Origin of the sequence: Bacteroides sp. AM23-12 (genome assembly GCF_003434395.1) — a bacterium.
Taxonomy (GTDB): domain Bacteria; phylum Bacteroidota; class Bacteroidia; order Bacteroidales; family Bacteroidaceae; genus Bacteroides; species Bacteroides thetaiotaomicron.
The window spans coordinates 79,008-102,283 of record NZ_QTLF01000020.1 but is presented as its reverse complement, the minus strand read 5'-3'; the positions used below and the strand labels follow the sequence as shown (position 1 = coordinate 102,283).

Here is a 23,276-nt window from a genome sequence, read left to right as displayed (position 1 = left end):
TCTTTATTTTCGATTTTTGAAGTGTCAACTTATTCAGTACACTACATGTTGAGATCTAGTTATATAGAGTTCTGTTGGCAATGTTATAGAGTTCATGTTCATGCCCGTACGGTTTTGAGCTAAATGATAGTCAGCTGACCATTCAGCAGATCAGCGAACAGCTGAACTTCTCGAATCAATCATTCTTCGGGAAGTTCTTTAAGCGCTGTGCTGGTATGTCTCCAAAGGACTATATGAACAGTTGATCTGTTATTTCTTAGAATCGGCAGCGGAGGTCTATTCCGAATTGTACGGGACGTCCTTTCTGCATAAATCCTTTGTTCATTGTTTCAAAGTAGAAGGCTGCATAGTCTTTGTCCAGGAAGTTACGTGCCCAGAAGCTGATCATTGCATTCCCTTTTTCAAGATTTACACGCCAGTTCAGTGTGCCGTAAAAAGATTGGCTAACATCATTCAGTTCCGTCCAGTAGATGCGTCCGGCAGCATTGTAGTTTGCTTGGAATACAACACGGTCGAAGATGGAACGGGAGCTACAGGTGATGGCGTATTCTCCTCCGATATTAAGCGTATGCTTGGGGACGAAGGGAACATATTTGCCGTTGTAGTCAGCTTTTACTGTTAGGTTGCCATCTTTGTCTGCTTCATTTATAATATAGTCGGTAAAGGTGGCGTACGTATATCCGTAACTTGCGTTCAGACTTAGTTCGTTGGTCAGGCTGGCGCGGAGGGATGCTTCTGCACCGTAGCTGTTGCTTTTGCCTGCATTGATTGTGGTACGTCCAAGACCGCTGCCGATAAATTGAGAGAGTTGCTGGTCACGGGTATCCATATAGAAAGCTGCAAGGTCGGCCCAGAGTTTTCCTTCCCACAAAGTGAGATGAGTACCCACCTCATAATTCCATGAATATTCCGGTTTATAGGTGGTTGCATCTTTTACTTCGGGTATAGCAGGCATTTTGTCTCCTATCATTCCTTCAATCAATGTGCTGTATTTTTCGAACTCCGCACTTTTTTTAATGGCTTCTACCATCGAGTGCGCCTGTTGCCCAGTGATTATATCAGAGAACATTTGGACATTATAGCCTCCCGAACGGTAACCCTTGGATACTGTAGCGTAAACGTTATTGCCTTTTCTCCATTCGTATTGTAAGGCAAACTTGGGTAATAATTGGACATAATCTTCAGATAGTTTACCATTGTAGGCAGCATCTGCTATCAGGTCTTTGGCGGTAATAACCATAGGGCCCATGGCAAAGTTGAAGTCGAAGTTGAGTGGGTCGCTTGCCGAATTGTACTTCATACTCATCTTTTCGTAGTCCAGACGAAGACCTACAGTGAAGGATAGTCCTTTGGTAAAAAGGTTATTGAAGGTTGATTGATGAAAAATGGCTCCGTTCCATATTGGAGTATCAAAGTTGCCACTGACTTTTAACGTAGGGTTAAGAACACTCATGCTCATCTTAGGTGCTTTATTCCCTAAATTTTCAAAGATGCTGTTGGTATTTCCTTCAATAGTTTCTTTTACCCCGTCTTCTTTGAAGGTAACCGGACCGTCTGTATTCAATGTCTGATAGAATCCAAAGATACCTGTTGTCCATTCCCACTTACGGTTGGGCTTCGATTTAAGCACAATTTCTTCTGAAATAGTATTTAGTTTCTGCTTCTGGGTAAGATTGAATATGTTCTTTTCAGTAAAGTCCTGGTCGAGAAACATTCGGTCTTTCAGATGCTGATAACCGGTAACAGCGCTTAGGATGAAATTCTTGGCTTGATATTCGACATTAAATCCTGCATTCAGCAGGTTACGGTAGTAGTTGCTTCTATCATTATATGCAATCTTTCCGATCATTTCTTCCCGTTCTTCAGTCTTTCCCTTGTTGACGCCTTCCTGGGTGATGCCTGTGTAAAAGTAAGGATATCCTCCTTGGTCACTATATTCGTAGCTGACATTCAAGTCTAGTTTAAGGTTATCTTTCGGCAGATAAATACCTCTGAACCGTCCACCTCCTGCATTGCCTTTGTCTACCCGTTCATTATTGCGTGCAGAGTTTTGATAGAATCCTCCGGTATGTTCGTAGAATCCTCCGGTAGAAAAGGCGAATTGGTCGGATATACGGTGGTAATGTGTTAACGATACATTGTAGTCATTATAAGTTGCTGCTCCCATACGGATATCTGTACCTTGATATGTGAAAGGTGACTTGGTGTGTACCTTGATCAGCCCGCCCATTGTATTACGTCCATACAAAGTTCCTTGCGGACCGCGGAGTACATCAATACGTTCTATGTCGGAGTAGTTGAAATCGAAAGCTGATTTATCAATATAGGGTATGTTGTCTACATAGAGTCCGATAGCCGGTGTGTTGATACGTGAACCAATCCCCCGAATATAGATAGAAGTAGTCAGCTTTGATCCATACTCCGGAATGAAAATATTCGGAATGAGTCCGGATAATCTTTTCACGGAGTTCACTTGGTTAGCCTGCATGTCTTTCTGTGACAATACAGTTGTAGCTGCTGGCAGCTCACGTAGTTTCCGGTTTTCTTTCGGAGTGGCGATCACTACCACTTCTTCGATGTCTACTACTTTAAGAGAATCTTTAGGGAAATCTTCAGCCCATGTTGTTCCTGTCGTCAGGAATGTGAGGGCAATCATAATATTCTTTGTTTTCATTCGCAGTTAATTTGTCTGGTGCAAAGTAACGGCAAATATATAAGGTAGGCAATCCTCATTTATTAGGATTATGCCTCATATTTTAAGAAATCAGATTCGGTCCGCCTCTATGTATCCGTTCATTACTGCATAGATGGTTAATCCTGATACAGACTTGATTCCAAGTTTTTCCGTGATATTTTTCCTGTGGGTGATGACGGTAGTCAGACTGATATTCAGTTTGTCGGCAATTTCTTTGTTAATTAATCCTTTGGTAATTAGAACCAGTACTTCTATCTCACGGGCAGATAAGATTTCCTGATGTACCTCCGGCATGGCAATCGGGGGCATATCTTTTACAGGATAGCCGTTGTGGTGTGCATGTTGATGAAGCTTCAAAAGGCTTTTCACCAGTTTCTCTTCGGGTTCGTAGATATTGAGTACAGGCACACCCGACAGTTGGAATTGCGGGCTGTCACTGGCCAGCACAATTGTTTTCCGCTTTCGGGGGAGGAAGAAGGCATTGTGTTCAACATAGATTTGCGCCGAGATGAAGTAATGGGCATACATGTCCGGGGTATCATCCATTAGTTCACTGAAACTATGGAAAGTACGGATAGTTGCCATTGGAATAATTTCTTCCAATATACTTTTCAGTCCGAGACAAGTGAGGGTATTGGACTCGATAATGGCTATTTCAGGTTTGTAGTTCATTTGACCGTAGAATATTTATTAATGATTGATATAATTAGCTACCGCTTCCGCACACCGTTCTCCATCGACTCCTGCCGAAACAATTCCACCTGCATACCCTGCACCTTCTCCGCAGGGAAACAGTCCGCGAACAGTGACGTGCTGTAACGTCTCCTTATCCCGTACGATGCGGACTGGCGAAGAAGTGCGGGTTTCCACACCAATCATCACCGCTTCATTCGTAAGGAAACCGTGACTGGTACGCCCAAACTGCTGAAAACCGAGAGATAATCTTTTGCTGATAAAATCCGGCATCCAAAAATGAAGCGGAGAAGAAATCAGCCCCGGACTGTAGGAAGATTCCGGTAAATCAAAACTTAATTTCTTGCGAGTAAAGTCCAGCATACGTTGCGCCGGTGCCGTTTGGCGCCTGCCACCCTGCAACCAGCATTGACGTTCCAACTCCTCCTGAAAGTGAAGGGGAGTAAGTTGAGTCTTGAGAGTTGAGAGCTGAGAATTGCTCAGCAATGGATTAATGGCTAATAACTGCGCATTTTGTTGCGCAGCCAACTCTCCACTCTCCATTTTCAACTCTCCACTTATAAAATCTTCCGGTTGAATCTCTACCACCATTCCTGAGTTACTCCAACGCGATCCGCGGTTAGAAGGAGACATTCCGTTTACTACAACTTGTTCCGGTCCGCTGGCGGCAGGAACAATGAAACCGCCGGGACACATACAGAAGCTATAAACTCCTCTGCCTTCAGCTTGTGTCACGAAGCTGTATTCGGCAGCAGGAAGGTATTTCCCCCGCCCGTTCTTATTGTGGTATTGTATCTGGTCGATCAGCATAGCCGGATGTTCCAGCCGGACACCGACAGCGATTCCTTTGGCTTCTATCGTAACACCGTTTGCAGCCAGCCAGCGATATACATCCCTTGCGGAATGTCCGGTTGCCAGTATCACAGGACCGAGAAAAGTCTTTCCTGTGTTGGTTTCAATACCTTTGCTTTCGTTGTTCTCAATAATCAGTGCATCCATTCTGGTCTGAAAATGCACCTCTCCACCACACTCGATAATCGTATTCCGCATATTCTCAATGACACGCGGGAGTTTGTCTGTCCCAATGTGAGGATGGGCATCGGCCAGTATAGCCGCAGAAGCTCCGTGCTGACAGAATACATTCAGTATCTTGTCTATATTTCCTCTTTTCTTGCTACGGGTGTAAAGTTTTCCATCCGAATAGGCTCCTGCGCCTCCTTCGCCAAAGCTATAGTTCGATTCCGGATCTACGGTATGTTCTCTGCTGATTTGTGCCAGATCTTTTTTCCGTTCGCGCACATCTTTTCCTCTTTCTACGATAACCGGACGTAGTCCGAGTTCGATGAGGCGTAAGGCGGCAAACAGTCCGCCGGGACCGGCACCTACTATGATAACCTGTGGCTTGCCTTCCACATTATTATATATAGTGCGTTCGAATTCATCCTCCTTGGGCATCTCATTAATGTATGCCCGTACTTTCAGGTTGACAAAGATAGTCCGTTGACGTGCATCGATGCTCCGTTTCAGTATTCGGGTAGCAGTGATATTACGCAGGTTAATGCCTTTTTCTTTAGATATATATTCTTTCAGTCGCTGTTCGTTTGCTGCGATTTCGGGAAGGATGCGGAGTTGGTATTCTTGTGTCATGGATTTATTTTAATTTAAACTTATCCGAAGAGTGCTCTGAATGCCTCTTCCACCTTTTTTACAGGTACTAATTCTATTTTTAGTTTTTGGGTATCAATCCCTTGCAGATTATATTTAGGAAGCAGGAACCGTTTGAATCCTAACTTTTCCGCTTCTCCGATTCGCTGCTCTATTCGATTTACGGGGCGTATCTCTCCCGACAGACCGATTTCTCCTGCCATACAGACTTCCGGTTCGACAGCCGCATCCATATTGGAAGAAAGGATGGCACTGATCACTGCCAGGTCAATAGCCGGATCATTCACCTTCAATCCTCCGGCAATATTCAGAAACACATCTTTCTGCGCAAGCTTGAAGCCTACGCGCTTTTCGAGGACAGCCAGAAGCATATTCATTCTCCGTATATCGAAGCCGGTTGCCGACCGTTGAGGATTTCCATAGACGGCAGAACTCACCAAAGCCTGCGTCTCAATCAGGAACGGGCGTACTCCCTCGATAGCAGAAGCAATCGCTACTCCGCTCATCCCTTCATGATCCTGACTTAACAGCAACTCCGAAGGATTGCTGACCTGACGTAATCCGTCCTGACGCATTTCGTAAATACCTAGCTCGGCAGTGCTTCCGAATCGATTCTTGATGCTTCGCAGAATACGGTACATATAATGCTGGTCTCCTTCAAACTGGAGAACTGTATCTACAATATGTTCCAGTACCTTTGGGCCTGCAATACTGCCTTCTTTATTTATATGTCCGATCAGCAGGACGGGTGTATGCGTTTCTTTGGCAAAACGGAGAATCGATGCCGAACATTCCCTTACCTGGGCAATGCTTCCGGGAGATGATTCAATATTTTCCGTGGAAATAGTCTGTATGGAGTCGATAATGACCAGGTCGGGACTGGTGTTCTTGATATGCACGTAAATCTGTTCAAGTGAAGTTTCACAAACGATCAGACAGTCGCTGGAGACTTCCGAAAGGCGGTCGGCGCGTAGTTTCAGCTGTCGTGCGCTTTCTTCGCCGGATACATAGAGAATCTTCTTGTCCGGCATACGCAAGACAGTCTGCATGACGAGTGTCGATTTTCCGATTCCTGGTTCGCCGCCGATCAAAACCAGAGAGCCGGGCACAAGTCCTCCGCCCAATACACGATTCAGTTCGTCGTCGTGCATATTGATGCGCGGCTCATCATCGGCTTCTATTTCGCTGAGGATAACAGGTTTCGCTTTCTGCGTCTCGATGCCCGATACCGGACGGCGGTTAGTCGTTTCTTTCCGTACGATCTCTTCTACATACGTATTCCATTCTCCGCACGACGGACACTTGCCCACCCATTTCGGTGATTCCTGTCCGCAGTTACTGCATACATATACGGTTTTTTCTTTTGCCATTGAAATTCCTTTCTTTTTGTAGGGTACAAAAATAGGGATAATTTATTAGAAATAAGTTATCCCTGCCCAATAGATATGGATGAAGCCTATAGAGTGATCTCACCAGCTATCGACCGATTCATACGATCACGAACCTCATCCGGAGTATATCCGTGTCCCAATAAGAACATCAATTTAGTCACGGCCGATTCTGTCGTACTGTCATATCCGGAGACCACTCCTGCCTGTAGTAGCTGGTACCCTGTTTCGTAACGTTCCATCTCCACCATTCCGGCATTGCACTGGGTTACATTGACAATGACAATCCCCTGCGCACTGGCCTGACAAAGCCTGCGGATAAACCATTCCTTTCGGGGAGCATTGCCGGAACCATACGTTTCGAGTACGACCGCTTTTAATCCTTTGGTCTCTAACATCGTAGCTACTACATTCTCCTGAATGCCGGGGAATAACTTGAGAACCACGATGTTCGTATCCAATAAATAATGTGGCACTAACTCCTGCTTGCTTTTGTTGACATGAATCTGTGCCTGATTATATTTAATGTGAATACCTGCTTCCGCCAATACCGGGTAATTGAATGAGCGGAATGCGTTGAAGTTTTCCGCGTTCATCTTTGTCGTACGGTTTCCCCTCATCAGATGATTCTCAAAGAAGATGCAGACTTCCGGAACGAGTGCTTTCCCCTCCTTATCCTGTGCGGCGGCAATTTCGATACTTGTCATCAGGTTTTCCTTTCCGTCCGTGCGGAGCACCCCTATCGGGAGTTGGGAGCCCGTAAGGATCACAGGTTTGTCCAGTCCTTCCAGCATAAAACTCAGGGCGGAGGCTGTATAAGCCATCGTATCCGTTCCGTGCAAAATGACGAAGCCATGATAGAGATCATAGTTCTCATGAATAATGTGTACCAGCTTTCTCCACATATCGGGTTCCATGTCCGAAGAGTCCATCGGAGGGTCAAACTGATAAGTATCAATCGGGAAGTTGAATTTTTGCAATTCGGGGATATGCCTTTGGAGTTGCTCGAAGTTGAAGTTCTCCAATGCGCCTGTTGCGGTGTTTTCAATCATTCCAATTGTCCCACCGGTGTATATTAACAATACGGAAGTATTTAACGGGGTCATATGCTGGTTTTATGCTGTTGTTTTTGCAAATATAATAATATAAACGATATATAAATAGCAAAATGTCATAAAAGTGCAGGGCTTTTATGGGAGGGAAAAGAGACGGGATGTTCTTTTTATCAGAAAAAAACCGAAAAAAGTGATAGATTGAACGTTTTTATTATTACTTTTGCGACACTTATCAAAAACAATGGTAGAAACAGAGACTATGATGAAGTACTATCCACATACAGTCACATCCATGTGTACCATGACCCTTTGGGGTTAATGGATAGTATTTGTGTATCTACGTGATTCACGCCTGTGTAAGTAGGCAAAACTCAATTTTAATTTTTTCGTAAACAACCAATCACCCTGTAATAACTATACTCGAGGGGATTGTATTTAAATATGTATCTTCATGAAAGTAATGAAATTCGGCGGAACGTCCGTAGGTTCCGTGAACAGCATTTTAAGTGTAAAGAGAATTGTAGAGTCGGCCAGTGAGCCGGTAATTGTAGTTGTTTCCGCGTTAGGGGGCATCACTGACAAATTGATTAATACATCGAAGATGGCGGCAGCCGGAGATTCGGCCTACGAAGGAGAATTCCGTGAAATCGTCTATCGTCATGTGGAGATGATTAAAGAAGTGATACCTGCCGGAGCAGGGCAAGTGGCATTGCAACGTCAGATTGGCGAATTGCTGAATGAGTTGAAAGACATTTTCCAGGGTATCTATCTGATCAGAGACCTTTCCCCGAAAACATCGGATACCATTGTCAGCTATGGCGAACGTCTTTCGTCCATCATCGTTGCCGAACTGATCGATGAGGCAAAATGGTTTGATTCACGTACTTTTATCAAGACTGAAAAGAAGCATAATAAACATACGATTGATGCCGATCTGACTAATCAGTTAGTAAAAGAGGCTTTCCATTCCATTCCGAAAGTGTCGTTGGTTCCCGGATTTATTTCTTCGGATAAGGTGTCGGGAGACGTGACGAATCTCGGTCGTGGTGGTTCGGATTATACGGCTGCCATTATTGCCGCAGCGCTCGATGCCGGCAGTCTGGAGATATGGACCGATGTAGACGGCTTTATGACTGCCGATCCGCGTGTGATCTCAACAGCTTATACTATTTCCGAACTGAGCTATGTAGAAGCAACCGAACTTTGTAACTTCGGTGCGAAAGTTGTTTATCCGCCGACGATCTATCCGGTATGTCATAAGAATATTCCTATTATAATAAAGAATACGTTCAATCCTGACGGAGTGGGAACAGTTATCAAGCAAGAGACTTCCAATCCGCAGAGTAAGGCCATTAAAGGTATTTCCTCTATCAATGATACGAGTCTGATCACTGTTCAGGGGCTGGGTATGGTAGGTGTGATCGGTGTAAACTACCGTATCTTCAAGGCTTTGGCAAAGAATGGAATCAGTGTATTCCTTGTTTCGCAGGCTTCATCAGAGAACAGTACCTCTATCGGTGTTCGGAATGCTGATGCCGATCTGGCTTGTGAAGTGCTGAATGAAGAATTTGCGAAAGAGATCGAGATGGGAGAGATTTCTCCGATCCTTGCAGAGAGAAATCTGGCTACGGTGGCAATCGTTGGCGAGAATATGAAGCATACACCGGGTATAGCAGGTAAGCTCTTCGGTACATTGGGACGTAATGGTATCAATGTAATCGCTTGTGCGCAGGGAGCTTCGGAAACCAACATTTCTTTTGTTGTCGATTCCAAGTCATTGCGTAAATCTCTGAACGTTATCCATGACTCCTTCTTCCTGTCCGAATATCAGGTATTGAATCTCTTTATCTGCGGTATCGGTACGGTTGGCGGTAGTCTGGTAGAGCAGATTCGTTGCCAGCAACAGAAGCTGATGATGGAGAACGGATTGAAGTTGCACGTCGTAGGTATTATCGATGCTGCGAAAGCCATGTTCAGTCGTGAGGGATTTGACCTTGCCAATTTCCGTGAGGAGTTGCAGAAGAAAGGCAAGGATAGTAACTTGCAGACGATCCGTGACGAAATAGTCGGAATGAATATCTTCAACTCCGTATTCGTGGATTGTACGGCAAGTCCGGACATCGCGTCGCTTTACAAAGACCTTTTGCAGCACAACGTTTCCGTAGTGGCAGCCAATAAGATCGCTGCATCTTCGGCTTACGAGAACTATCGCGAACTGAAAACGATTGCCCGTCAACGGGGTGTGAAGTACTTGTTTGAAACAAACGTAGGTGCGGGACTGCCGATTATCAATACCATCAACGACCTGATTCACAGTGGTGACAAGATACTGAAGATTGAAGCTGTACTTTCGGGTACATTGAACTATATCTTTAATAAGATCAGCGCTGACATTCCTTTCAGCCGCACGATCAAAATGGCACAGGAAGAACGCTATTCCGAACCGGACCCGCGTATCGACCTGAGCGGAAAAGACGTGATCCGCAAACTGGTGATTCTGGCACGTGAAGCCGGATACCGCATCGAGCAGGAAGACGTAGAAAAGAATCTCTTTGTCCCGAACGACTTCTTCGAAGGTTCGCTGGACGACTTCTGGAAACGAGTGCCGAGCCTCGACGCAGACTTCGAAGCCCGTCGTCAGGTATTGGAGAAAGAACATAAACATTGGCGCTTTGTAGCCAAACTGGAAGACGGAAAAGCTTCTGTCGGCCTGCAGGAAGTGGGCGCCAACCATCCGTTCTACGGACTGGAAGGCAGCAACAACATCATATTGCTGACTACGGAACGCTATAAAGAATATCCGATGATGATTCAAGGATACGGTGCCGGTGCCGGAGTAACGGCTGCGGGAGTATTCGCTGATATCATGAGTATCGCAAACGTTTAAATAAGGGCTATTAAAATGAAGCATATTATTATACTGGGAGACGGAATGGCCGACTGGCCAGTGAAGTCATTGGGGGACAAGACGCTCCTGCAATATGCGAAGACGCCTTATATGGATAAGTTAGCCCGCATGGGACGCAATGGACGTTTGATAACTGTTGCCGAAGGTTTCCATCCGGGTAGTGAGGTTGCCAACATGTCCGTGTTGGGATATAATCTTCCGAAAGTGTACGAAGGACGCGGGCCGCTCGAAGCAGCCAGTATCGGTGTGGACCTGAAACCGGGAGAAATGGCGATGCGTTGTAATCTGATTTGTGTGGAAGGAGAGATTCTGAAGAATCACTCTTCCGGACATATATCTACGGAAGAAGCGGATGTACTGATCCAGTATCTGCAAGAGAAGCTGGGGAATGACCGCGTACGTTTCCATACAGGAGTTCAGTATCGTCATCTGCTTGTTATCAAGGGGGGGAATAAAGAACTGGATTGCACCCCTCCGCACGATGTCCCGTTGAAACCTTTCCGCCCGTTAATGGTGAAACCCTTAGTGCCGGAAGCGCAGGAAACGGCGGACCTTATCAATGATCTTATTCTTAAATCACAGGAACTGCTGAAGAACCATCCGTTGAATCTGAAACGGATGTCGGAAGGCAAGGACCCTGCAAACAGCATCTGGCCATGGAGTCCCGGCTATCGTCCGCAGATGCCTGCTTTCTCCGAAACTTTTCCGCAAGTAAAGAAAGGAGCAGTTATTTCGGCTGTCGACTTGATTAACGGAATCGGATATTATGCCGGCTTACGCCGTATTGCGGTAGAGGGAGCCACCGGACTGTATAATACAAATTATGAGAATAAAGTAGCTGCCGCTCTGGAAGCACTGAAGACGGACGATTTCGTTTATCTTCATATCGAGGCCAGTGATGAGGCGGGACACGAAGGGGATATCGATCTGAAACTCCTGACGATAGAGAACCTCGACAAACGTGCTGTAGGCCCTATCTACGAAGCAGTGAAGGACTGGGACGAGCCTGTGGCGATTGCCGTATTGCCCGACCATCCTACTCCCTGCGAACTTCGCACCCATACCTCCGATCCTATACCGTTCCTTATCTGGTATCCGGGCATCGAACCGGATGAAGTGCAGACGTATGACGAGATATCGGCATGCGACGGCATTTACGGTGTGTTGAAAGAAGATGAGTTTATAAAAGAATTTATGAATCAAAAGAATATCCAATGAAATACTATAGTACAAATAAACAAGCGTCGATGGCTTCTTTGCAGGAAGCTGTAGTAAAAGGGCTTGCCGCCGACAGAGGACTTTTCATGCCAATGACTATCAAGCCTCTTCCCCAAGAATTTTACGATACGATAGATACTTTGTCTTTTCAGGAGATTGCTTATCGTGTAGCCGATGCTTTCTTTGGCGAAGACATCCCTGCCGATACCCTGAAACAAATAGTGTATGACACATTGAGCTTTGATGTACCGTTGGTGAAAGTGGCGGACAACATCTATTCTCTGGAACTTTTCCACGGACCGACTCTGGCTTTCAAAGATGTAGGCGGCCGTTTTATGGCACGTTTGCTGGGCTACTTCATCAAGAAAGAAGGGCAGAAGGATGTGAATGTGCTGGTAGCGACTTCCGGTGATACGGGAAGTGCCGTTGCCAACGGTTTTCTGGGGGTGGAAGGTATTCATGTATATGTACTTTACCCGAAAGGAAAAGTCAGCGAAATACAGGAGAAGCAGTTCACTACTTTGGGACAGAATATCACCGCTCTCGAAGTGGACGGAACGTTTGATGATTGTCAGGCACTGGTAAAAGCTGCTTTCATGGATAAGGAACTGAACGAACATCTGTCACTGACTTCCGCCAATTCTATCAATGTAGCCCGCTTCCTGCCGCAAGCATTCTATTATTTCTATGCTTATGCACAGCTGAAGCGTGCCGGAAAAGCCGATAATGCCGTGATTTGTGTTCCTAGCGGAAACTTCGGAAACATCACAGCCGGATTGTTCGGCAAAAAGATGGGCTTGCCTGTCAAACGTTTTATTGCTGCCAACAATCGCAACGATATATTCTATCAATACCTGCAAACAGGTAAATATAATCCCCGCCCATCCGTTGCAACCATTGCCAACGCTATGGACGTGGGTGATCCGAGCAACTTTGCCCGTGTGCTTGACTTGTATGGCGGTTCTCATGCTGACATTTCCGCTGAGATTTCGGGAACTACATATACCGACGAGCAGATTCGCGAAACTGTGAAAGAAACCTGGAAGGAACATCATTACCTGCTCGATCCTCATGGAGCCTGCGGTTATCGCGCTTTGCAAGAAGGACTGAAACAAGGCGAAACGGGAGTCTTCCTTGAAACTGCTCATCCTGCTAAATTCCTTGAAACTGTAGAAAGTATCATTGGCGAAGCGGTAGAAATACCTGCCAAGTTGCAGGAATTTATGAAAGGGGAGAAGAAGAGCTTGCAAATGACGAAAGAATTTGCAGACTTCAAGAAGTATTTGCTTTCTGTTTGATTGGGTTGTTAAAGCAAGGAATAAAAGAAATAATTATGCAAGATATAGTAAACGGACGCTGTGGTTGGTGTGGAACCGACGAACTGTATGTGAAATATCATGATCAGGAGTGGGGAAATTTAGTTACTGACGACAAGACGCTGTTTGAGTTTCTTGTGCTGGAGAGTGCCCAGGCGGGGCTGAGCTGGATAACCATCCTCAGAAAACGGGAGGGTTATCGCAAAGCCTTTTGCGATTTTGATGCCGGGCAGGTGGCACAGATGACCGATGAAGATGTAGAACGGTTGATGCACTTTGAAGGCATTGTGAAAAACCGTCTGAAAATCAAATCGACCATTACCAACGCCAGACAATTCCTTGCTATACAAAAGGAGTTCGGTAGTTTTTACGACTACACTCTCTCATTCTTTCCCGACAGAAAGCCTATTGTCAATACCTTTTGTTCATTGAGCGAGATTCCAGCATCTTCTCCCGAATCCGATGCAATGAGTAAGGACATGAAAAAGCGCGGATTCAAATTCTTTGGAACAACGATTTGTTATGCTCACTTACAGGCTTCGGGATTTATCAACGATCACTTGAAGGATTGTATTTGCCGGAAAAAATAAATGACGTGCGGAAATAATTCAAATCTGTTTAGGAATGAACTAAACAGTAGCACACAATAGTAACTCAACTCTCCTCCTTCCCGAAGGAGGAGAATGGAAGATAGAACCGACTATCATTTAGCTCATAACAATACGAAAAGGAATAAATTGCTTTGAGCCGCTCTACTAGAGAATTGAAATATCCAAAATTGCTGTCATCTGTCACCAAATGATAGATAACGCACTGATTATAAACTAATAAAGAGGTGACAGCACAGCGTGACGGCATTGTGACAGCATATTTTGCTATCACAATGTCGTCACGCTGTGTTATTATATCCTGCTACAATAATATACTGACCTCTTGGAATGATAAGTCAGGAATACCTTAGCTTAGTTAGTTTCCATGCAATGAAACTATAGTTCCAAAGCCTTGAAACCAATAGTTTCAAGCTGAAGAAACTTTAGTTCCAAACTGCAGAAACTAAAGTTTCAAGCGCTGGAAACTCTAGTTCCAAGACCGTGAAACTAAAGTTTCATTAGGCAAAAAAATAATAGTTCCACAGTAGGAAACTATCAGTAGTAAGGCAGATGAAAGAATATTTTTCCGGAACAGGGATTTAATAAGCAAGGAATACTAAATATTCTCCTGTACAATGAATGGTAAACTCATCTGCTGTTGCTTCATTAAGTGTTCCCTGCCACCAGTTGCTGAAGTCGCTTAGCGGATAAAACAATCCTTCTCCTTTTAATCCTTCAGCTCCAAAATTGATGATAGAGACCTGCTGACCGGGATGTGAGGCAAAACTTTGCGTATCACTCACAGGAATAAATGTCCCGTAATCAGTGACTGTCCGTACTTCCATACCACTTCTCATATACTCCATGAGCAGGCTGATGTTTCCTAACGTATGATCTTCCCGTTTGCCGGTAGCACCTACGATGGCGATTTTCCGTATCCCTTTACTTTGCAGATAATGGACAGCTTTGGTCTGATCATTCGTCTCCTGATCCGAAATTTGAAGGATAATAGAGGAAAAACGCTTTTTATATTCCGGCAGGAGCGAGTCTCCATCGCCTATAATCACGTCGGGAGTATGTCCGCGGGAAATATATTCATTGGCGGCCCCGTCGCAACAAACGACGAATTGGGCTTCTGCCAAAAGACGCAGGGGAAGTTCGTGCGCAGGATATTCACCGTTGGCAAGTATGACGGCTTGGGGTATATAGTGTTCGTTTATCATTGCATGTTCATTATTTTTTTCCATTTGAAGTAGCCAAAGATAGCTATAATGGAGTAAAGTCCGTACAATGCGGAGGTGAAATAGAGATCTTTATAGATATAAAGTCCGCAACAGACGATGTCGACAAGAATCCAGGCAAACCATTGCTCGATGTATTTGCGTGCCAGCATCCACATTCCGACAATGCTCAACGCCGTTGTGAAACTGTCCAGCCACGGAACGTTACTGTCTGTGTATTCGATAAGTATCCGGGCGATGCCGACGAAAGACACGATAAACACAAGGAATAGTGGCAGATAGCATTTCCACGGGGTATGTATAATGGGGAGACTTTTCTTTTCCCCGTGTCCCCACATCCAGAAGAACCATCCGTAGATGGCAGCTATCAGATAGTAGATGTTGATGCCGAAGTCGGCATACAACCCCGCGTCGTAATAAACAAAGATATAAATGGCCGGCATGATGATGCCCGCCAGCCACAGATAGATACTGGCGCGATACTCCAGCCACAGGTAGATAATACCGATAAACGTACCGAATATCTCCAGATAATTCATTTCCATATTTGCTTATTTATTCGTTCTCTACGCCGGCATTACCCGGATCAGATTCTATGGGTATGTTCTCAGCCTGTCATGTTAGGGCACCCCTATTGCGTGAATCGGCGGTAAAATTACGAATTTAGCAGAAGGAAAACAAGGAATCATGTAAAAACAAGTCCTCCGTTGAAAAAACGAAGAGGAGATTTCAGCGGCATTTTTGCAATGCCGTGAAATCTCCTCTTCTCCTCATTTGTCGTGTATTATAAAACTTCTTTTTCTTTGGTCAGTTGCTCTTCATATAGCGTGTTACCGATCGTATATTTGAGGCTGAACTTTTTGGCGGTTGTGTTGTAGGTACTTTCTCCTGAGTCGATAATTACCGGTCCGTTTTCAGCATCCCATGCTTTGATCAAAACTTTCTTTACATCATTAGTGCCTTCCACTATCTGATCCGTGATGGTCAGTTCTATTGTACCCGTTTGGATATCAGCTTTCTCGTCGCTCTCGTTGTTCATGGCATAGAATAGTCTGACAGTGTTGACTCCGGTAGGCTTAATCGTTTTAGGCTTCTGAATCGTCTTCGGAGTTTCTCCTTCTAAGGTGGTATGCCCACTCATCTGGTAACTGCCCGAATAGTCATTCTTTAATTTTAATAGAATCAACATTTTATATCCGGATTCACTTATCGGATATCCTGTTGTACTTTCTATTTCGACGGGGATGACGTATGACTGGTCAATCTTCAGACTTGCTGTCTTTATCAACACAGGAACTTCGGCGGAAATACCTTCAGCGTGCTTGATTACCGTATTCTCCAAAGAAGGAATGGAATATAAATCAGTATCCAGTGATTTATAATATTTGTCCTCATTCAGAACGGTCCAGTATTTTTTATTGTAAATATCTACCAACTCTTCGTTGATCTTCATTTTTACGTTCACATCTCGGTCTAATGCTAATGTACCGGAACTGCTGACCGTGAAATAAGTTTTCACTTCTTCGTTACTGTAGCTTACTTCTGTGGTCCATACTCGGTTGTAAGCACCGATCAGGTAGATTTCTTTCTGATATTGTTCTTTTTCAAGCAGGTCTTTTTCACAAGAAGTGATGGAGAGCGTTAACAAAGAACAGACCACTATTTTGTATATTGATCTCATTATATGTTCAATTTTATATGATTAATAATCAGTTATATGATAGAAAGGGGAAAGTTACCAATCTCCGAATCCGTCCCATCCTGGATTTTGTTTCAGTTTGGCATTTTTATCCAATACGGCTCTCGGAATAGGATAGAAGTACATCTTCCTGTCAAAGCTGCGTAATGCATACTTATGAACTACATTGACAACAGTATAGAATTGGTCTCTTTCGGTTGTCTTCTTGGTAACGTCCATACCTTGTACCGGTTTGTTTTCTTCTGTTTCTGCTAGTCCCCAACGACGCAGGTCATGATATCTTCTTCCTTCGCACGCAAATTCGATCATGCGTTCGCGGATGATTAACTGACGCATCTTCACTTGATCGCTGGCATCGGCAAGGGTGATGCCCGGCAATCCGGCACGGTAACGAATCATGTTGAAGTAGTACATGATTTCCTCCGGATTATACAAAACATGATAAGTGGTGTTATCTGCCGCTTCCGTATATTCCGGTTCTCCTTTCAGTTCATTCAATGCTTCTACATAGTTCAACAGTATTTCCGCATATCTGAATACAGGGAATGTTTTCGGTTTTATTTTAGCACCTGTATGACTGGTACAGTTATCCTCCGGATGGATATATTTCTTTAGAGTATATCCCGTTAAGTTATAGTCTTCTGGATTGGCAGCCTGTTTTGCACAGTTGCCATTCACGTAATATCCTGCTGTAAAGTTAGTCACGTTGGGAGCTTCGGTTCCTGTTACCGAAGTTGCGGGCCAGAAACATTCACAGAATCCGATAGATGCGTAGAAACGCGGTTCGCGGTCCAGATACATTTTGGCAACGGTTGGTCTCAGCTCATATCCTGTGGCGATGGTAGGTACAGTACCCGCTTCTTCATAATAATCAGGTTGTTGCACATAATCTTCTCCATCTTTCATGTAGTAGGCATCTATGAGTTTCTGAGTGATTCCTAAGCCGTTCCATCCTCCCAGTTTCAACGGGAAGGCGATTGAAATGATGTTGTTGTTCAAGGGAGTAGCATAAATAAGTTCAGGGTTTTTCACAGCCAGTGCTTCTCCATTGAACATGTCTATATACGAATGGTAAGGATCGATTCCTCCTACTCCTAACGGGAATTCCGCTTGTGACGCCTGAGAGGATGCATACGTGTTTTCATCGCTGGGTACAGTGTATAATGAGTAAATACCGCTATCGATAATTCTCTTGGAGGCAGCAGCTGATTTCGCCCATTTCACCGGGTCATATTGCTGGGCTATCATGTTTCGTCCGTCGGAAGTGGTCCAGTCGGCATAATATTGATTGCCGTTGTACCACTTGGAAGCTTGATAAAGCCGGACACGTGACATGAGGGCGGCTGCCGCATATTTGGTAGGACGTTCGAATTGAGTGCTCGGGCGCGTCGGGTCCAGTAGACTGTAAGCTTCTTCGAGGTCTTTGCAGATATATTCCACACATTCATCGTACGTGTTACGTTCGAATGACAAGTTTTCAATGTTTTCATCTACCGACAGCGGCTCTTCGGGAAGGATGACTGCCGGTCCGTAAAGTTCCAACAGATAGAAATAGAAGGAAGCTCTCATGAAATGAGTCAAACCCATAATTTCACGTCTGTCCAATCCTTTCAGGTCTTTGCATTCATCGATGCGGGTGAAGATAGTGTTACACTTACGGATACCTTTGTAGTATTGTCCCCACATGTTGTAGTAAGAATCGTTTTGCGTAATTTTGTCTGCGTACAAGTAGGTACCGGCGTACTCAGCTTTCTGCCATGACAGAAGAACTTCATCTACCGCAGTCTCGTAAGGACCGTAGGAACCGGAAAACAAGTTGCCTTGAGCGGGCATTAATGCCGCAGTTCCCCACACATAACGCTCCAGATAATCTTGTCTGGCAAAGATGGAGTCGAGTGGAGTCAGGTCGTTAAAGTATTCATCAACTGCCAGATAGTTGCATGAAGTCAGCATGAACGGGATGATCCCCAGTGTCGTGCATAGAATATGAAGGCTTTTCTTTAATATCTTTTTCATAATAGTTTTCAATTAGAACGTAGCTGTTAACTGTAAAGAGAAAGTACGCTGTAGCGGATATACGGCGCCGTTTTTAGATGCCTGTCCCGGATCCCATAGTTTCACTGAATCCCATACTGCCAGATTCTGTCCGACAAATTGCAGATTCATATCACTGATGCCCACTGTCCTTAGTACTTTATTCGTTCCGATACGATAGGAAATATCCAATGATTTCCAACGCAGGTAAGAACCATCTGCCAGCCAGAAAGTAGAAGCACGGTTATTGTTCTTATTCTCTCCGTAAGTCAGGCGCGGGAAACGTGCATTCGGGTTTTCTGTAGAAGGATCCCCTGAATACCATGCCGGTGTCCAACGATTCTTCGGGTCGTTTACGATGGATAGAATGTTGCCGACTTCTCCGCCTGAGAAGGGATAGAATCCGGAACCGCCGTATAAGAAGTTAACTTTGGCTGCTCCAGTGAATAAAGCACTGATAGTCCATCTTTTATATCTGTATTCCAGTGCAAAACCGTATTGAATTTGCGGTACATTGGAGTGTGCAATAGGAACAATATCGTCATCGTCAATTTTTCCGTCAGCGTTCACGTCTTTATAGCGGATATCTCCGGGGCGTACTTCGCCGTATGTCTGTTTCGGGCTTCGGTTGATTTCATCCTGATTTTGAAATAAGCCTAATGCAACCAAACCGCGCATAACACCATAATTTACATCGCTATACGATTGGTAAGGGTAGCGCACCGCATCTTGGTCCCAATGTACAACTTTGCTGACAGCATATGTCATGTTGGCACGCACCGTGAAAGAGTTGTCTTCGTTTATTTTCTGGTTCAGGTAAATGTTACCATCTATACCGCTACTGCGCATACGTCCTACGTTGGTATATGGGTTGGTCACGACGCCTACTTCCGAAGGCATCATTTTTCTTTCCTGAAAGATATTATCACGAGTGTCTCTGAAGATATCTACCGTTCCACCTATTTTATCATTGAGAAATTGGAAGTCGATACCCAGGTTATATTTCTTGGCTACCTCCCAATGTAAGTTGTTGGCTCCGATTTGTTTTTCTGTCAATCCATTGGAACCCCAACGACTACCACCTCCAAAGTTAATCAACGTCAGATATGGGAACCGACGTCCACCACCGATCTGATCGTTACCAACTTCACCATAAGAAGCTCTGATCTTCAAAAAGTTGAGCCATCCTGCATGATTCTGCATAAATTCGTATTGGGTCGGGATCCATCCTAAGGCTATTGCAGGGAACAAACCGAATTGTTTGCCCGGTTCAAAGTTTTCGGAACCGGTGTATCCTACGTTTCCTTCTATCAGATAAGCATCTTTATAAGAGTAAGTGGCTCTGGCAGATAACGCTTGATAACGTTTGGGAATAGATGAAATTTCATCATTTGCTTCGGTGGTTTCGGTGCTTTGCATATAGTAATGTATCAAACCGGTTACACGATGTTCCTGATTGAAAAGTCTTTCATAGGCAAGTTGCGATTCGAAGTAATATCTCCGGTCACTGGCAGCACTCTTGGCGAATTGAATGTTACTGGCTGATACCGTACGTTGTGTCATTAATGAACCGTCATTGTAACGGCCAAAGGCCTTGTATAGGTCCGGCATTTTGGAGCGGACTACGTTGTGTATATTGTTATTGTTATACGAGAACATTCCTCTGGCAGTCAAACCCTTGATCCATTTTCCGAAGTCTTGACGTAAGGTGAAATTGATGTTCATAGTGGTCCGGTTTCCCTTTTTAAATCCGGTATGGTTCAACAAGATATATGGTGAGATTTGTTCTCCGTTTTTCCCATAAGCAGGAAGCATTCCATTGGAATAACGTAAAGGCACCGTCAGGGGAGTCAGATAGGCTTGTGCGGCCCAGAGTGCGTCATTGTTAGTTCCGAATCCCGGTGCTCTGTCTTCTACAATAGCTCCGTCCATAGCCAATCCCATGATCGTCGATGAAGTTAGGTTCATGTCTACCTTTGCGCGGAAATTATATTTAGCCCATTTGACATTCGTGTTGTATTTGTTAACTTTGTCTTGCTTGAAGATAGCATCTTTGAATGTACCTCCTACACTGACAAAATATCTGGCAACTTTTCCACCACCGGATACATTTAAATAGTGCTGATGATTAATAGTTACATCTTTCAGTATCTCTTTTTGCCAGTTAACGTTTGGATATAAGTCATTGTCCAGTCCTGCTTTAATAATCTCCAGTTCTGTCGGGCTATAAAGAGGGTCCATATTGCTTACCACTCGGGCTTCGTTTGCCAAGCTGGCATAATCGTATGCTTCCAGATATTCGGGCATACGGGGGGAATAAGAGAGAGTCATACTGCTTTTCCAGGTTACCTTGGTGCGACCTTCCTGACCGGAACGGGTCGTTACCAAAACAACGCCATTTGCACCACGTACACCATAAACGGCTGTTGCCGAAGCATCTTTCAAGATAGAGAAGCTCTCAATATCCGACGGGTCGAGGTCGTTGAGGTTTCCTTCAATACCGTCAATCAAAACCAGCGCAGACTGGTTGGCACCAAATGTGCTGATACCGCGAATCCAGAACTCAGAAACATCCTGCCCCGGTTCGCCGCTTCGGTCAACGGCTATAATACCGGGAACCACACCTCCCAGCATATTGGCTACGGAAGTTGACGGAGCACTGATGGCAGCCGGATTGACACTGGTGACAGCACCTACCACGCTGACTTTACGTTGTGTTCCCATACCTACAACAACTACTTCGTCCAATGATTCTGAGTCGGGCTCCAGAGATATACGCATCTTCTTATCGGTTTGAGCAACCACTATTTCTTTGCTCTTATATCCCATAAATGAAACAATCAGCGTTGTTTTTGGAGCTAATGATTTCATACTGAAGTTACCATCCATATCTGTTATAGTTCCGGTTTTTTCTTTCCCTTTAACAGATATGTTTGCACCCGGGAGCGGATCACCATGTTCATCTAACACGATTCCGGCAATTTGAATTGGTTCTTGTTGGGCCCATATCCCTTGTGTTGCATTTCCTGCCAATAGCAGAGAGAAACACAGGGTTAATTTAAAATATAGTGTTTTCATTTCTATTCCTTATTAATTATTCAATAGCAAGTTTTCTGATGCAGTGGTTGTTTTGATCTGCAATGTAAAGAAATTCATTTTTGTCCAAATAGACACCCCAAGGCTGATCGAATTGGGCTTCCAAAGGATCCCCGTCTTTGTATCCTTTCCCGCTACCTGCTATCGTGGTCACGATATTTAACTTGGTGTCAACTTTACGAATCCGATGGTTATTAACATCCGCTATATATAAATTGCCTTCTTTATCAATAGCAATTCCACGCGGCTCATTGAATTGTGCTTCTTGTACATCTCCGTCCCGGAAGCCTGCGCCTGCACCGGGAATATATTCTTCAATGTCTCCGTCTAGAGCTGGCCAACCGTCCGTATCGCGTGTGAGCTTAAAGCGATAAACTGCACTTTTACTATGCAACACACAATAAACATACTTATCAACCGGATTGTAAGCACATAAACCATTGGAGCCTACATTATAGAGTGTACCGATTCGTTTTGCTTTGTTGGGATTTAAGGTTCTTTTATTCTTATCAAAAGGTTGTGTCCACAATTGTCCTGTGTTTTGGCGGTATATCACAAAAGTAGAATCTACAGGGTCGAGAACAACACTATGCATCCATCCTCCGTTGGCTAAAAGCTGTCCCATTTTATCAGCCACCCAGCTCACATTAGCATCGAATAAGAAACAACCGAAGTTGGCATTATCGCATGGACCAAATAGTTGTTTCTTTTCTTTATCGATAAATAAAGGTTGGTCGATTACCATGCCATCCAGTAAAGTGATCGTTTTATTTTGTTCGATGGATGATAAACGCGTTCTTCCATCAGAGTCGAATATGAATACATTGTCATCATTGTCTACAGCTACATACCTTGGAGTATTGAATGTGGTCTCGCCGAGAGTTCCGTCTTTATTGCCACCTTCTTTGGCTTTTCCTACTACTGTAGATACGGAAGAAGTTACAATATATTTGAATGTTTTTTCAGCATTGCTGAGTTCAGCTTCTTTTCCGGCAATCTCCACCCGTACATGGCTTTCCCCTCCGGCTTGCTTGGGCACTTGGGCATAAATAACATCAGGCTTGACACCTAAAACCAATGCCTCCCGTTCATTACCTACTTCATCCTTGAAGTAAACTTTCACTTGGCTTTTGTCTTCTCCGAAATTGGAACCTTTAACAATGAATTTGGTTCGTATGCCACCGGAATCGGGCATAAACTCTGTAAACTTGACTGGTTGATTAGGATCGAAAGCTGTGCTTTTCTTGTCTTCATTACAACCTACTATTAGTAGCAGGAAGCCGAAAACCATCCAGATTAGATTAAATGATTTACGCATGTTTTTCTATAAGATTTTATTAGTTTGAAAAAAGGTCTTTTTAGGCTTTCTATTTAAATAAGGTTTAATAGATTCTAATTGATTTCAATTTGACTTAAGGGCTTTTGGCTTTTTCTCTCATGTGATTAATTGTTTTAAATATTACAGATTCAAAGGTGTAAATGGCTATATATAATTGTGAAGCACACTTTCCGTTCGGTTTTCAGGATACAAACTTAGGGGATTTCAAGGAATCAGGAGCATATGCTTTTATTCATCCATGTATATCTTTTCATTCAAAATTGCTTTTTTTATCATTTGCTTCGCCTTTCTGTTATAATATTGATTATTTTTGTGACACTTAAACTAATATGAATATAT

Annotated in this window: 15 protein-coding genes, 1 pseudogene and 1 riboswitch; of the genes and pseudogenes, 5 read left to right on the top strand and 11 right to left on the bottom strand. The window is 44.1% G+C overall.

Annotation, left to right across the window (positions count from 1 at the left end; all coding sequences use genetic code 11):
• Positions 1–119: 119 nt before the first annotated feature.
• Positions 120–245: pseudogene (locus DW640_RS16040) on the top strand (helix-turn-helix domain-containing protein); the annotation flags it as partial.
• An 11-nt stretch (positions 246–256) separates the two neighbouring features.
• Here the strand turns inward: DW640_RS16040 and DW640_RS16035 are convergent.
• The 5 genes from DW640_RS16035 to DW640_RS16015 form a co-directional block, all read right to left on the bottom strand.
• Entirely contained in the window at positions 257–2,674 is a 2,418-nt protein-coding gene (locus DW640_RS16035) for a TonB-dependent receptor (RefSeq protein WP_199610398.1), read from the bottom strand.
• Between the two features lie 90 nt (positions 2,675–2,764).
• Positions 2,765–3,367: a response regulator transcription factor gene (locus tag DW640_RS16030; protein WP_008763753.1), complete on the bottom strand. Its 603-nt coding sequence runs from the start codon at positions 3,365–3,367 to the stop codon at positions 2,765–2,767.
• Between the two features lie 18 nt (positions 3,368–3,385).
• Positions 3,386–5,035, bottom strand: a complete 1,650-nt coding sequence (locus tag DW640_RS16025; RefSeq protein WP_117578686.1) for an NAD(P)/FAD-dependent oxidoreductase — start codon at positions 5,033–5,035, stop codon at positions 3,386–3,388.
• A 20-nt stretch (positions 5,036–5,055) separates the two neighbouring features.
• Positions 5,056–6,423 (bottom strand): DNA repair protein RadA, encoded by a 1,368-nt coding sequence (radA, locus tag DW640_RS16020; protein WP_008763755.1) that lies wholly within the window; start codon positions 6,421–6,423, stop codon positions 5,056–5,058.
• Between the two features lie 86 nt (positions 6,424–6,509).
• The gene (locus tag DW640_RS16015; protein WP_022470025.1) at positions 6,510–7,547 is read right to left on the bottom strand and encodes an asparaginase; all 1,038 of its coding nucleotides are present in this window, start codon (positions 7,545–7,547) and stop codon (positions 6,510–6,512) included.
• A 400-nt stretch (positions 7,548–7,947) separates the two neighbouring features.
• On the opposite strand from DW640_RS16015, the gene thrA reads away from it, so the two are divergent.
• From thrA to DW640_RS15990, 4 genes are read left to right on the top strand one after another with little or no spacing between them, the layout of a single operon-like run.
• The gene (gene thrA, locus DW640_RS16005; protein ID WP_022470026.1) at positions 7,948–10,383 is read left to right on the top strand and encodes a bifunctional aspartate kinase/homoserine dehydrogenase I; all 2,436 of its coding nucleotides are present in this window, start codon (positions 7,948–7,950) and stop codon (positions 10,381–10,383) included.
• A 15-nt stretch (positions 10,384–10,398) separates the two neighbouring features.
• The gene (locus tag DW640_RS16000; RefSeq protein WP_055229371.1) at positions 10,399–11,622 is read left to right on the top strand and encodes a cofactor-independent phosphoglycerate mutase; all 1,224 of its coding nucleotides are present in this window, start codon (positions 10,399–10,401) and stop codon (positions 11,620–11,622) included.
• Positions 11,619–12,920, top strand: a complete 1,302-nt coding sequence (gene thrC / locus DW640_RS15995; protein WP_055229370.1) for a threonine synthase — start codon at positions 11,619–11,621, stop codon at positions 12,918–12,920. The genes DW640_RS16000 and thrC overlap by 4 nt, the downstream gene beginning before the upstream one ends.
• Before the next feature lie 35 nt (positions 12,921–12,955).
• The gene (locus tag DW640_RS15990) at positions 12,956–13,528 is read left to right on the top strand and encodes a DNA-3-methyladenine glycosylase I (RefSeq protein WP_048694759.1); all 573 of its coding nucleotides are present in this window, start codon (positions 12,956–12,958) and stop codon (positions 13,526–13,528) included.
• A gap of 599 nt (positions 13,529–14,127) precedes the next feature.
• Here DW640_RS15990 and DW640_RS15985 read toward each other — a convergent pair.
• The 6 genes from DW640_RS15985 to DW640_RS15960 form a co-directional block, all read right to left on the bottom strand.
• On the bottom strand, positions 14,128–14,751 hold the full coding sequence (locus tag DW640_RS15985) for a thiamine diphosphokinase (RefSeq protein ID WP_055229426.1): 624 nt from the start codon (positions 14,749–14,751) through the stop codon (positions 14,128–14,130).
• Positions 14,748–15,314, bottom strand: a complete 567-nt coding sequence (gene pnuC, locus DW640_RS15980; protein ID WP_011108279.1) for a nicotinamide riboside transporter PnuC — start codon at positions 15,312–15,314, stop codon at positions 14,748–14,750. Before pnuC ends, DW640_RS15985 begins: the two co-directional genes overlap by 4 nt.
• 2 nt (positions 15,315–15,316) lie before the next feature.
• Positions 15,317–15,412: riboswitch (TPP riboswitch) on the bottom strand.
• A gap of 141 nt (positions 15,413–15,553) precedes the next feature.
• Entirely contained in the window at positions 15,554–16,450 is an 897-nt protein-coding gene (locus DW640_RS15975; RefSeq protein ID WP_011108278.1) for a BT_3044 domain-containing protein, read from the bottom strand.
• A 54-nt stretch (positions 16,451–16,504) separates the two neighbouring features.
• On the bottom strand, positions 16,505–18,484 hold the full coding sequence (locus DW640_RS15970; protein WP_010535408.1) for a RagB/SusD family nutrient uptake outer membrane protein: 1,980 nt from the start codon (positions 18,482–18,484) through the stop codon (positions 16,505–16,507).
• 12 nt (positions 18,485–18,496) lie between these two features.
• Positions 18,497–21,580, bottom strand: a complete 3,084-nt coding sequence (locus tag DW640_RS15965) for a TonB-dependent receptor (protein WP_117578684.1) — start codon at positions 21,578–21,580, stop codon at positions 18,497–18,499.
• A 16-nt stretch (positions 21,581–21,596) separates the two neighbouring features.
• Complete coding sequence (locus DW640_RS15960; RefSeq protein WP_016268789.1) at positions 21,597–22,916, bottom strand: IPT/TIG domain-containing protein; 1,320 nt, start codon at positions 22,914–22,916, stop codon at positions 21,597–21,599.
• Positions 22,917–23,276: the final 360 nt, after the last annotated feature.